Raw genomic sequence first — 12,839 nt, 5'->3', positions numbered from 1 at the left:
CTGCAAGGGAACTGGAAATTGGAAGCGTCATGGTGGGTTTGTTTGATCCAGAAATTTTAAGAAAAGAGTTTGACATACCGGAGTTTATTGAACCAACGGCATTGATTATCTTGGGTTATCCTTCCGAAGGTTTTTTGAGTGCTGATCGTCATGACACTGAAAGAAAAGCCCCTGAGGAGACCATTATGTATGAACGTTATGGCAATGCTCATACCGGCGTTTAGCCGCCTTCATCATCACGGGCAGTCCAATCGTAGAGAGTTTATATTGGTAGCTCTTGCATCTTTTTTGCGCCTCCCCCAAGGTCTGAAGTCCTTTGAAACCTATATAGCCCCAAAGAAATCATGACTGTTCCAGAAAATAAGCACAGACTATTTCTGAAATACGCCACTATAAGTCGGTATCTCTGAAAGCTTCTCCATATTAACGACTCTATTGTTTTCATGATCATAAAATGAAAAACCGTTACTTCCCAAGGTTATTATCATGACCTCTTCTTCTCCATGGCGAATATACACAGTTTCGCGACATACTGAACGCGTACTCCATTAAAGGAGAAGGTGATCTGACGGACGACGAGTTGGAAGAGGTGGCCGGAGGCTTTATCTCTTCCAGAGACTGGAAAAGACTAATTAGGGCATGTTGATCAACACCCCTTCTTCCAGTTCAACCACCGCATAATTGCCTTCAAATCGATCAAGGATCACCTTCATCAGTATCACGTCCTTTGCTTAGTTACGGTTTGCACCGCTGGCACGGCCTCTGTCCTGTTTCAATGGCTTCATCTCGGGTGTCAAAATAAATTCGGTTGTGTTCTGCCGGCAGGGAGCTGCAGTCCGACGTATGGAAAATATCTGAGTTCTTATTGCCGATATAGCTCTGCCCATCACTTGACTCGGCAGCAGCTGACGACTCCTCTTTGGCTGCCGCTGCTGCTGCCATGGCGACCCACTCTTAACAGGTTGGCCGCCAGATCCATCCCACTTCAAAAGACCCCATCAAGCGTATAGGTAGTGGGGTTTTTGCACGATAACCCCCTTTTGTGCATGCTTTGTGACAAGAAGATTAAGGATAAGGCTTTATTTGATTTTTTTCCAGAACTCTTCTTCGGTGATCTGCAGCTGTTTCGATAAGATATGCTTCCATAAGTGTTTCGGGATTTCTTTTTGGGTTGCATGGCTGATTTTTGTTTTTAAGATTGTCCCGTCGAACAGCGTTTTTTCATAATGGAAGTGATCTGTATCGCGTGCAAGAACCCAGTCATCTTTATCGCAGTATTTTTTCAAGTCTTTAAACCTTGGAGGCATGTTTTACCTCCAACATTTGATGAATTTCCTGATCTGACTGGCAAAGAGATATCCTGAGAACATATGGAAAGTGATCTCTTCTGTTTGGTGACTGCAGAAAATAATATGCTCTGTCCAGGTAATCATTTGCATAATCTTTCATTTCCTGGATGAGTTCATTCATAGCAACGTTTTCGTTATCTGCGTTGGCGTATAGATCCAATGGTTCGGTCGTAATCGTAACGGAACCATCATCTTCCTTGATGACATTTGTTGTGATTGTGTATTGTTGTAAGAGCATCTTCTGCAGGTCGGAACGAAGCAGAAGGATTTCTTCGCCTTTGTTTCTTTTGATGACAGAAGGACGATACTGGGCGTATGTTTCGGTATAAACTTCTGAGAAACTTTGACGGGCAGTGCTTAAATTTCTGGATACGATCATGGCTATTCCCTCCTTTACACCATTTTAGCACACATTGTACATATTGTATATATTATTCAATTTGTACATGGGACATACGCAAATTCGGAGTACCGTGCACATTACCGACAAAACCCACGCTAAGACAGTTTCTGGAAGCGATTATCTAAATTTCCCACTCGAAGACGCAATTTACATTTATGACCCCTATTAAAGGCCTGGAAATAAGAAATAGTCAGCACATATTGACTATCTCCTATTTCAGTGCTATATATTCAACTGTCTTAATGAACTTCCTTTAGGTATATCTCCAGCTTTGAAATGATACTCCCCTAGAAGGTTGATATGTTACCACCTAAGCGGAGAAATCTTCTTGAGAAGCTCTTCATCAAACCCTCCATTGTTATTCAGATGACTCACTGCTTCTTGAAGATACACAGTATTCCAGATGCTAATGGCATTTATCAGTATGTTCAGAGCGCTTGCTCTCATCAGCTGATCTTGCGATCTTGCATCTCTTGCTGGCCGCTCGACGTCTGGAGCCAAGCTCTTTTATACACTTAACGACGACTAAGCGTTTTCTGCCGTAGGTTTGGGTGCTTTTCTTTCACTTTTTTTCAAGTATGGTACTCCTTGCACAAGCAGTACATGGATTGCCAGTGTTATAAACGGTAACAGCATCATGTATGGCTTGTCTCGTTCCGGTACAAACACAACATTTGATAGCACCACATTGGATAAGAAATTAGCCGTCTGGTAGAACAAACCCGATGTAGATACCGGGTTTCGAAAGATAAAAATACCTGCTAACACGTTGAGCAGCGCAAAGATCATGATGCCATGAAGGATGTTGTTCTTGCTGAATTTCTTCAGCATCACCCACATAAAAATGATGTGTGCAATGAGTAAGACGAATAGATCCATGAGATTGGAGAAGAGCCAAGAGCTGCTTACTGGGGCAGCCGCACTCCTCGCAAGGCCTACCATGAGTTGAGATAGAATTGTAAACAGTGGTGTGAACCAGGAAAATACGAATAGAATGGCTGCCGTAAGAATTTTGTTTTTGATGTGCATGAGTGTCGTCCTCCAATTGTCCAGTCTCACATTAGGAGCTTTTACATACAACCTGCTCAGACTCATTGGCCTGGAGACCCTGAAAAAGGATGATGCTCCCATCAGCCGAAAGAACCAGCGCCGACGGATCAAAACGGTGATCAAGAACATGATCTACCTGGATGTCAGGCTGGTGCACCATGCCCGGTCAGTCTTTCTGAAGTTCAGCCGATACTGCCGATGGTTCACCACAAAGTTCTGGGAGAGATTCCTGACAACACAATATTTTACTTGGATGTGTCCCACCTTTCTAATTCTTTCAGAAAAGACTGAGGGACAACTAACTGCATTTCCAGCTCTGTGACTAGCATGTCGTTTTCAATCTTTTGACATCCGTATTTTCGCCATTTTAAGTCTTCCTCATGCTGTATCCTCAATAGGTAGACGGATTAACTATAAATATTGTTACAGAAATTAGAAACTTAGTTTATTTTTTTGAAGTCATGGAACAGTTATACGCTCTACTCAATCATATCATATGATTTCCGTCTCAACCGTGATGTGCACATGCTTTGCGATAGAAGAAATCCAACTTAGTACGCCACATTTTTGCTTAGAATAGCTTATGATTTGTAAGCATAAATGTGCGGGTATCGAATCAAAGGATGCTAATATTTATCATTGAAATAATCTATCAAACCAACACATAGTATTTGAAATAGCGATTAGACACTCCCGCGATACTGGTATATACTCAGATTTGTTGTGATAATACAAACATCGCTGTATTTATATGTAATTAATGAGTGGATTTGTGTGGATTCTTTTATGCGCAAATTATCAAGGCGCAAGCAACACCAGAAAACGGAGGAAGCTTATGTTGGATGTATCAGTAAATCATTTGAAATTTCATTATGCCAAAGACTTGATACTTAACGACATTAATATGAACGTTAAAGCCGGGTCCTTTATCTGTCTGCTTGGTCAATCTGGTTGCGGAAAAAGCACCTTCCTACGTTTGCTTGCAGGTCTAGAAACACCAAATTCAGGCGAAATCCTTGTGAACCATGAAATGATTATTGAAGCAGGTCTGCAGAGAGGTGTGGTATTCCAAGACTATGGACTTTTTCCTTGGATGAGTGCTGGAGAAAATATTATGATAGCACTCAAGCAAAAAAATAGAAATATGAGCTGGAATGAACGCAAAACTGAAGCGCTTAAGAGGCTAAGGGATGTTCAGTTGCCTGACTCTGTGTTTAATAAGCTGCCTAAGGAGCTTTCTGGAGGTATGAAACAACGTTGTGCAATAGCCAGAGCCTTTAGTATTGACCCTCCCATTCTTTTGATGGATGAGCCCTTTGGAGCGTTGGACGCTTTAACTAGAGCTAAGCTTCAGGATTTGGTTTTGAACTTGTGGCAGCAAGAGACTGAAAATCGTAAAACAATTTTCTTTGTAACTCACGATGTGGATGAGGCACTATTTTTGGCAACAGATATTTTTGTGTTGGGTCAAGCACCTAGCAAAATCATTTACAAACATTCATTTAAAGATAAAAAAAAGCTGAACAGAAAAACAATGTATGATGATCCCCAAACAATGGATTTGCGTAATGACCTTATTAAAATCATACATAATGAAGTTCAAACAAAATCAGCCGTATAAGAAAAATGAAAAGAGGTATGAAAATGAAGAGTAATGTGAAGTTCGCCGTTCTTTTTATCGTAGCTTTGATGCTTCTAGCAGGTTGCGCTACGGGTTCTACAACAAGTCCTGAAACAACAACCACAGAAAATGTTGTGATTAGAGTAGCAGCACAGGCAACCTCGGGCCAGGTGTTCCAATATCTTGCTGAGGATAATGGTTATTTAGAAGAAGAAGGTATTGATGTTGAGATGGTGTATATTAATAGTGGCGCAGATGCTTTTGCAGCTTTGAGTTCAGGACAAGTAGACATTCTATCTACCTATGGCACGGGCGGTCCTTTGATACAAATTGCAAACGGTCAAGATTGGACTATCTTTGGGGGCTATATGATTATCGGTGCAACTCCTGTTTTTGCAATGCCTGATACAGAATATAACAGCGTAGAAGATTTTCGTGGTAAAAAAATTGCTATTATGAGAGGCGGCACCCCTGATGTAGTACTTAAAGGGATTTTATATGATGCGGGTTTTGACCTGGATGAGGATGTTACATTTGTTGAAATGAGAAGGAATCCAGATGTGATGGAAGCAGTACGTAAGGGAGAAGTGGATTTTGGTGCAGTATCAACAGGCTTTGAGCTTCAAATTGCTGAGATGGGCATGGAAATTGTTTTGTGGCCTGATGAGTTGTGGCCATATCACTCTTGCTGCCGGATGCTTGCAAACACAAGCTGGGTGGATGAGAATCCAGACGCGGCAGAAAAACTGTTTCGTGCATATTTGAGAGCTGAAAAGGACATGAATGAAGATATGAGCCGAGTGGTTGAGTTGGTTGTTGAAAACTTAGATATGCCTGAAGAAACAGCCAAGAGTTTTTTGCTTAGTGAGCATATGATTTATGATACTGATCCATTTAAAAACAGCGTCATAAAAATGTGGGAAAAAATGAATGCCTTTGGATACATAGAGGATTCTTCAATTAAAATTGAAGACCATATTAATGTCGACCATTATAAAGCAGCTTTAGATTCTCTAATGATGGAATATCCTGATAGTACTTTTTTCCAGGAGAAGTTGGAAATGTTTAAAGAACATAACCTTTAATAATCAGGACATGAATTGTTACGACAGACTTGGTGCACAGTTACATGCCAAGTCTGTCTTTTGCATAAAACCCTAAAGGTGAAGCATTTTGTATCTTCGAAGGAGTGACAGCATGAAAAAAATGATAAGAGACAGATTAGGAATGATTCTAATTTTTATTGGGATAATAGGCTCGTATTATCTTGCAACCGATGTTTTTGGTATTTTAGATTCATTTTTATTCCCGGGACTTAGCAAAATATTGCCGGGGTTTATTTTGTATTTCGGACAATTAATGGATGGACTGAAAAGTTCTCTGAAGCTCCTTGTCCCAGCGTATACGATGGCGATAACCTTGGGAATAAGTCTTGGAGTAATGATTGGCTTGAAAAAATTGCTTCGGGATAATATCACACCCTACATTAACGGGTTTAGTGCTGTTCCTGCAACGCTTCTAACTCCCTTCGCAATTCATATTTTTCCATCCTTCCGAAGTGCATCCATATTTATAATCTTTTTAGGAGCCTTTTGGCCGGTATTGGGCACAACTGTTAATGGAGTAATGACGATCGATAAGAGATACTTGGAGAATGCGGCCACGCTAGAGATAAGTGGACTGGAAAAATTGTTCAAAGTGATACTTCCGGCAGCCTCTCCCACGATACTTTCCGGTTGTGCGGTTGCGCTTAAGTTTTCGTTTATACTGCTTACTGTGGCAGAAATGTTTGGTGCTACCTCTGGCATGGGCTATTTTGTTCAATACTACGCTGATTTCGCACGCTTTGACCTTGTAATTGTAGGATTTATCTTTATGGGGATTGTATTGGTGGGAATCATGTGCCTATTTGATATGATCAAGTCCAGAATTTTGCGTTGGACTTTAAATAACTAATTTGAAAAGGGTCATTGAATGAAAACAAATCTGAGAAGAGGGGGTTTTTATGCTGAACACAGACCTTATGACTCCAGCCGAAAGAGCAGCAGCGATTGCCAATGGAAAGGGAGCAGACAGATTACCTTGCAATCCCAACATTGCAAATGGGGTTGCAAGAGTGTATGGATGCAAAATTTCCGAGTTCAATCACAACTCTAAAGCCATTGCAGAGGCGCAAGTGGCCACTTATCGTAGGTTTGGCTGCGATAGTCTGCGCATTTTTACCGATTTGTTCACTTGGGCAGAAGCTATGGGTGCAACTGTGATGTTTCCTGACGATGCGACAGCTGATTTAGCAAAACCGGCCATTTCTCGGGTAGAGGATATTAAGACGCTGAGTCCTGCTGATCCCTATAAGGATGGGCGGTTACCCGTGCACCTGGATGCAATGAAATATCTACAGGAGCTTGTTAAGGATGAGATAAAGTGTGCTGCTGGTATCGTGGGACCATTTACCAACGCTTTTTTCTTGTTTGGTGTGGATGAAGCCCTCAAGTTAATTTATAAAAACCCAGAAGCGCTTCATAAGCTTTGCCGTATTTCTGTGGAAACCTGTAAGGCCTACGCCAAGGCTGTCTTAGATATCGGTTTAACCCCTACCATATCGGATCCGATGTCCTCAAGTACCGTTGTCAGCCCCAAGGTTTTTCGAGAGTTTTCATTACCCTATCTAAAAGAATTGATTGACTTTATCAAAGCCTATAATGAAACCAAAGTGGTTGTGCATATATGCGGACAGACTAATAGAATTTGGCATGATCTTGCTGATACTGGAATTGGAGGTATCAGTATTGATAATGTAGCTAGCTTAAAGGATTGCAAGCTGGCGATTGGCCATCGTGCTAAGATTCTAGGCAATGTAGATCCGGCGGACATCATGTATTTAGGAAGCCCCCAGGCTGTACGCAAGAAGACGTTGGAAGGTATTTTGGATGCCTACGACTCGCCTAAAGGCTATATGGTTATGTCTGGATGCAGTCTGCCTGTTGAAACACCTTTTGAAAACATTCAAATGATGATGGATACAGTGCGGGAAGTGGGATACCCTGTGGATCCTGAGAGGGTGGCAGGGATGCTGAAGCAGTGCAGACAATAAAACGTTGAGTTAACTATCAGGCAAGAAGGGGGCAGGTGGCGATGACAAATAAAGAGGAACTCATATACGCATTGTCGGAATGCGTAGTGGAAATGGAAGATGAAAAAGTGATTCCCGTGGCTGAAGAATTCATAAAGTCTGGCTATCCAGCAATTGATGGGATTATGTATGGTTTAGCAGATGGCATGAAGAAAGCTGCCGATTTGTATGAGGATGAAGAGTACTTTATTCCCGAGCTATTAATTTGCTCCGACGCCATGTATAATGGGCTGGATGTTTTACGTCCCCACCTCGATAAAAATGATTCTCAACAGAAATGCAAGGTTGTCATTGGTGTTGTGGAAGGTGATACCCACGATATTGGCAAGAATCTGGTGAAGATCATGCTGGAAGCAGCAGGGTACGAGATAATTGATTTGGGACGTGATGTTCCGCCGGTTCGTTTTGTTCATGCAGTTAAGGACAAAGGTGCAAAAGTAGTTGCGCTATCTACCTTGATGTCAACAACCACCAACAATATGAGAAAGGTTGTAGAGCTTTTAAGTGAAGAAGGTCTGCGCAATAGCGTTAAAGTAATTATTGGTGGCGGGCCTACCTCGCCAGAGTTTGCCAGAAAGATTGGCGCTGATGGTTACTCAAAAAATGCAATGGAAGCCGTGAAGCTGGTAGGTCATTTGATAGGCACATAAAATGACGTATCATCAATAGAAACTGTTGAAGTGGCTACATGAATAGGCTGGAGGATTTAGCGTGAGTAAAATGGTGGATTTTGACTGTACATATGATAACTCGGCAGGGATTAATAAAGAAGTGACCCGGAAAACGAATTTGCAATTTCCCGAAGCCTATAAGCATTGGGAGAGCATGGTTTTATTAGCCCAAGAACTGAAAAAGCATGATCATACTTCATTTTGCACATTGCCGTTTTGCCATACAGTTGAAGGAGAGGCAATGGGTGGAATCATAAATTATGGAGATGAGAACATAGGTCCAAGAGCCGGTGACTATATTTGTACAACTCCAGAAGAAATACTAGGACTACCTAAAATTGATTATTCAAAAGGGCGTATAGCAGAAGTTCTAAAAGCTTGTCATTACCTTCGGGAAAAAGGAGAAAATGTGGTTTTATACGTTTCAGGACCCTTTACTATTATGAATGTATTAATGGATTCGCGTCATGTCTTCAAGGCTTTAAAAAAACAGCCAGAAGCTATGAAGGAAATCTTCATTAAGTTTCAAGATGAAATAATGTGTTTTGTGACAGCGGCTCAAAAATCAGGAGTCAACATGCTTTGCTATGCTGATCCATCTGGAGGATTAAATGTTTTAGGACCAAAGTATGCTGAACAAGTGGTAGAGTTATTTACTTACCCACTACTAAAAGGAATAGAAGAAATCTTAAATGACGAAACGATGATGTTGCTTTGCCCCAAAACGACACTTGCATTATTAGGAACAGATAGAGCGGTATGGAAAGATATTAACTTGGGAGTTCCTATCAAATATGCTGAAGCCTGCATAGAAGTCATTGGTCAAGCAAAGTTTGTTGGGCAAATGTGTATTAAAAATAATCATTATAAATTGAAAAACGGGGTAATCAAAACACTCAGTTTGTGTTAGTTGTTATGCAAGAAAAAAGCTAAGAACAGAAGAAGATCTTAAGAGTGAAATCTATAAATGCAATGGGAGTAAAGAGCAATACATTTGCCTAATACGGCTGGAAAGAGGTGAAAGCCATGCTGACGCCAAAGGAAAGACTTAATAAGGTTTTAAATCAAGAAAAAGTCGATAGGCCACCATGCATCTGTCCTGGCGGTATGATGAATATGGTCATAGCCGAGATAATGGAAGACGTGGGCATCACATTTCCAGAAGCTCACATGAATGCTCACATGATGGCTGATTTAGCAACAGCAGTATATGAAAAAGGCTGCTTTGAAAATTTCGGGGTTCCTTTTTGCATGACCATTGAGGCCGAAGAATTCGGTGCCAAGGTGGATATGGGAACAAACATTTATGAACCGCATGTAGTGGAATATGCTATTCATTCCGTGAAAGAATGGAAAGTACTTTCCCCTATTAACTACCATCAAGGAAGAGCAAAGGTCGTGATAGATGCAATTAAGTTGTTAAAATCGAAGGGGGAGCAAGTGCCAATTATTGGGAACATAACGGGACCTATCAGTACAGCCAGTTCTATAGTGGAACCGGTTGTCTTCTATAAAGAGTTAAGAAAAAATAGCAAGGAAGCGCATGAGCTTCTAGAGTTTGTTACAGAACAATTAATTGCATATGCCCAAAAACAAATTGAAGCAGGAGCAGATGTCATTGCAATTTCAGACCCAAGTGGTACGGGTGAAATATTAGGACCTAAGCTGTTTAAAGAATTTGCTGTAAAATACATTAATAAAATCATACGTGCAATACAAAAAGAAAAGACCGCTACCATTATTCATATCTGTGGGCAGATGAAAAAAGTGTACCCAGAGGTGAATTTGATCACGAGTGATGTGCTCAGTTTTGATTCGATGGTAAGTATTGAGGAAGCAAGGAATAATTTAGGGAATAGACTATTAATGGGAAATGTAAGTACTTTTGCAATTGAGTTTGGAGAACCCAAGAAAATTGCCGAACTAACTCGAAAATGTGTCAGAGATAGCTCGAATATCATATCACCTGCATGTGGACTGGGAATGAAGTCTTCTTTGAAAAACGTAAAATCAATGATGAACGCTCTTATAAAGGGAGAGGAAGTCATCGATGCCTAAGATTTTTATTAAAGAACAGCATAAAGAGGTTGCCTATAGTCCTGGTGAGAACTTATTAGAAATTCTGGTGGCGAATGATATTTTCGTTGATAATCCATGTAATGGAAAAGGATTGTGTGGGAAATGCAAGGTTAAAGTTCTTGGAGAAAATCCAACTTTCATCTCAGAAACTGAAAAAAAGCTCTTGAAAAAGAACGAAGTGGATTCCGGGGTAAGGTTATCTTGTCTTGTAATACCGCGAGAAGATATTGCAATTGAAATCATGCAAAAAGAAACCAACCATCAAGTGCTGACAACAGGTTATGTACCAACATTTGATTTTCAACCGGCAGTTCATAAAATGGTTTTTGAACTGAAGAAGCCTACATTAGAAAATCAAATGTCATTTGAGGATTCCATATGTAATGTTTTTGGTGCTAAGGAAATGGATTTGAGGCTTTTGCAGATGCATCGAATAGCTGAGGAAACAATCACAGGCGTTTTTCATGGTGAGGATCTAATCGGGCTTGAAGCAGGTGATACGACAGATTTTATTTATGGTGTCGCGATTGATATTGGGACAACAACGCTTGTAACAGCATTGATTGATATGAAGACCGGAGCGGAAATAGCTACAGCTTCAATGATCAATCCCCAAAAAAAATTCGGGCTTGATGTGTTAACTCGGATTACTTATGAGATAGATAATCCAGAGAATTCTAAAGAACAGCTACAACACGAAATTGTAAAGGCAATTAATGAAATGATTGGTGAAATGTGTCACCAATGCAACATAGACAGAAAAAATATTTATGAAGTTTCCATTGCAGCCAACTGTACAATGATGCATTTTCTTTTAGGGGTAGACGCAACCTCTATAGGAACCGCTCCTTATTCACCGGTATTTGTAAGAGCAAAAATGATACTGGCGAAAGAGATTGGCTTAGAGGTAGCCGCGGGTGCAAAAGTATATTGTCTCCCGGCAGTTTCGGCCTATATAGGTGCAGATGTTGTCGCTGGTGCCTATGTAGGCCAGTTACAAAATGTCCAAGAAAATGTTTTATTCATAGATATTGGAACCAATGGAGAAATGATCTTATCAAATCATGGTGAACTATTGTCCTGTTCTTGTGCAGCGGGACCCGCATTAGAAGGCATGAATATTAGTGCAGGTACGAGAGCGGCCGAGGGTGCAATTGAGGATGTGAAGATCACTGAAAGTGGTATTGAACTTAAAGTGATTGGAAACCAAGAACCCATAGGCGTATGTGGAAGTGGAATATTAGCTGCTGTGAAAGAGTTGATTCGCACAGGACTTGTGAGAAAAAATGGTGCATTTATCAAAAAGGAAATGCTGGATACGTCGGATTATCGCTACGATATGATTCAACTAGATGGGAAAAAGCGAGAGTTTGTATTAAAAAGCAGCTCAGAACCATTGATCATTACACAAGAAGATGTACGGCAAGTGCAATTAGCAAAAGGTGCTATTCTTTCTGGCTTTTACGTTTTATTACAACAAGCAAATATGCGTATAAATCAACTTGACAAAGTGTTGATCGCAGGACAGTTTGGAGCGCATTTATCCGCGGACAATTTGGTAGGAACGGGCATATTGCCAGAAGAAGTAAGCGATAAATTAGTGTATCTAGGGAACACTTCCAAAACAGGAGCCTATATGGCGCTTATGTCTGTTGCGGTTAAGAAACAAATTGAAGAATTAGCTTGCCGCATGGAATATATAGAGCTGGGAGCATCAGAAGGATATGAAAAAATTTTTGCTCAATGCCTGATTTTTCCAGGCTAATCCCAGGAAAATATACTGTATCCATTGGATGGGGCCATTCATGCCAGGACGCTCAGGCTTCGAAGACGTTGACTGACTTCGAAGACGTTGACAGATGGATGATGCGTGCCGGTGTTATTTGTGATTTTTCTGTCATTGCATGAATGGCTTGTATTTTGAAAGTTTGATAGTTTCGCTCTATCATTATGATACAAAACAAGTATTAGACATGGAGGGAACAATCGTATAAACTCTAATTAGTCAGAATATTAGAAAATAAATGCATGATTTAGGCGGAGGCACAGATTCTTTAGGTATAAAATGAAAGCCTTATGGATGAAGCGACATTCTTTTTCGAACAGACGAGATCACCAAACTGCGCGCATGGTGATCAACATTTTCTGATAAATAACCGATTTAAAACTTGCGAGTATGTCGAATGGGGATGATGACATGTAAGCATCTGCCTTCACGAGAAATCGTTTGCCGGTTTAAGTAGTAACTCGGATCATTTTGCCGAAGCCGAAACTCAAAGGTGGAGCAAAACGGAAGGGTGTTACAAGGACACGAGGGGACGGTTCTTTTGTGTTGAGCTAACTCTTGCTTCATGCTAAGATGAACATGAGGTGATCATTTTGCCAAGAAAAGAACGAAAGAAAAGCCATACAGGAATATACCATGTCATGCTAAGGGGAATCAACGGCCAAATCATATTTGAAGATCGGGAGGATTCCATCAAACTATTAGAGACAATTAAATACTACAGAGAAGAAAGTGGTTACGAAATCT

At 40.7% G+C, this 12,839-nt stretch carries 14 protein-coding genes and 1 pseudogene; 10 read left to right on the top strand and 5 right to left on the bottom strand.

All coding sequences use genetic code 11. The features are described from left to right. Positions 1 to 224: pseudogene (locus AAIG11_RS17500) on the top strand (nitroreductase family protein); the annotation flags it as partial. Between the two features lie 511 nt (positions 225 to 735). On the opposite strand, the gene AAIG11_RS17495 reads toward AAIG11_RS17500, so the two are convergent. The 5 genes from AAIG11_RS17495 to AAIG11_RS17475 form a co-directional block, all read right to left on the bottom strand. Next, the gene (locus AAIG11_RS17495) at positions 736 to 942 is read right to left on the bottom strand and encodes an Ada metal-binding domain-containing protein (protein ID WP_343187502.1); all 207 of its coding nucleotides are present in this window, start codon (positions 940 to 942) and stop codon (positions 736 to 738) included. Positions 943 to 1,079: 137 nt separating this feature from the next. Beyond that, positions 1,080 to 1,286 carry a hypothetical protein gene (locus AAIG11_RS17490; RefSeq protein ID WP_343187501.1) on the bottom strand — a complete coding sequence of 69 codons (207 nt, stop codon included), beginning with the start codon at positions 1,284 to 1,286 and terminating at the stop codon, positions 1,080 to 1,082. Between the two features lie 4 nt (positions 1,287 to 1,290). Beyond that, a complete protein-coding gene (locus AAIG11_RS17485; RefSeq protein WP_343187500.1) occupies positions 1,291 to 1,728 on the bottom strand; it encodes an exoribonuclease R in 438 nt (145 codons plus the stop codon). A gap of 327 nt (positions 1,729 to 2,055) precedes the next feature. Continuing rightward, entirely contained in the window at positions 2,056 to 2,253 is a 198-nt protein-coding gene (locus AAIG11_RS17480) for a Tn3 family transposase (protein ID WP_343187499.1), read from the bottom strand. A gap of 24 nt (positions 2,254 to 2,277) precedes the next feature. Beyond that, a complete protein-coding gene (locus AAIG11_RS17475; RefSeq protein WP_343187498.1) occupies positions 2,278 to 2,781 on the bottom strand; it encodes a hypothetical protein in 504 nt (167 codons plus the stop codon). Here AAIG11_RS17475 and AAIG11_RS17470 point away from each other — a divergent pair. The 9 genes from AAIG11_RS17470 (at position 2,780) to AAIG11_RS17430 (ending at position 12,071) form a co-directional block, all read left to right on the top strand. Continuing rightward, the gene (locus AAIG11_RS17470; RefSeq protein WP_343187497.1) at positions 2,780 to 3,124 is read left to right on the top strand and encodes a hypothetical protein; all 345 of its coding nucleotides are present in this window, start codon (positions 2,780 to 2,782) and stop codon (positions 3,122 to 3,124) included. The two genes, AAIG11_RS17475 and AAIG11_RS17470, sit on opposite strands and share 2 nt — an antisense overlap. A 513-nt stretch (positions 3,125 to 3,637) precedes the next feature. After that, on the top strand, positions 3,638 to 4,423 hold the full coding sequence (locus AAIG11_RS17465) for an ABC transporter ATP-binding protein (protein ID WP_343187496.1): 786 nt from the start codon (positions 3,638 to 3,640) through the stop codon (positions 4,421 to 4,423). 23 nt (positions 4,424 to 4,446) lie between these two features. After that, positions 4,447 to 5,508: an ABC transporter substrate-binding protein gene (locus AAIG11_RS17460; RefSeq protein WP_343187495.1), complete on the top strand. Its 1,062-nt coding sequence runs from the start codon at positions 4,447 to 4,449 to the stop codon at positions 5,506 to 5,508. A gap of 112 nt (positions 5,509 to 5,620) precedes the next feature. Next, positions 5,621 to 6,379, top strand: coding sequence for an ABC transporter permease (locus AAIG11_RS17455; RefSeq protein ID WP_343187494.1), 759 nt, complete (start codon positions 5,621 to 5,623; stop codon positions 6,377 to 6,379). Positions 6,380 to 6,428: 49 nt separating this feature from the next. Beyond that, positions 6,429 to 7,517, top strand: a complete 1,089-nt coding sequence (locus tag AAIG11_RS17450) for a uroporphyrinogen decarboxylase family protein (RefSeq protein ID WP_343187493.1) — start codon at positions 6,429 to 6,431, stop codon at positions 7,515 to 7,517. A 41-nt stretch (positions 7,518 to 7,558) separates the two neighbouring features. Then, positions 7,559 to 8,206 (top strand): corrinoid protein, encoded by a 648-nt coding sequence (locus AAIG11_RS17445; protein WP_343187492.1) that lies wholly within the window; start codon positions 7,559 to 7,561, stop codon positions 8,204 to 8,206. 70 nt (positions 8,207 to 8,276) lie between these two features. Then, the gene (locus tag AAIG11_RS17440; protein WP_343187504.1) at positions 8,277 to 9,137 is read left to right on the top strand and encodes a uroporphyrinogen decarboxylase family protein; all 861 of its coding nucleotides are present in this window, start codon (positions 8,277 to 8,279) and stop codon (positions 9,135 to 9,137) included. Between the two features lie 116 nt (positions 9,138 to 9,253). Then, positions 9,254 to 10,285 carry a methylcobamide:CoM methyltransferase MtbA gene (locus AAIG11_RS17435; RefSeq protein ID WP_343187503.1) on the top strand — a complete coding sequence of 344 codons (1,032 nt, stop codon included), beginning with the start codon at positions 9,254 to 9,256 and terminating at the stop codon, positions 10,283 to 10,285. After that, on the top strand, positions 10,278 to 12,071 hold the full coding sequence (locus AAIG11_RS17430; protein ID WP_343187491.1) for an ASKHA domain-containing protein: 1,794 nt from the start codon (positions 10,278 to 10,280) through the stop codon (positions 12,069 to 12,071). The genes AAIG11_RS17435 and AAIG11_RS17430 overlap by 8 nt, the downstream gene beginning before the upstream one ends. Positions 12,072 to 12,839: the final 768 nt, after the last annotated feature.

The sequence above is a fragment of the Anoxynatronum sibiricum genome (assembly GCF_039414295.1).
In the GTDB taxonomy this organism is placed as follows: domain Bacteria; phylum Bacillota; class Clostridia; order Peptostreptococcales; family Tindalliaceae; genus Anoxynatronum; species Anoxynatronum sibiricum.
The sequence above is the reverse complement of the archived record's forward strand: the minus strand, read 5'-3'. Positions and strand labels throughout refer to the sequence as shown.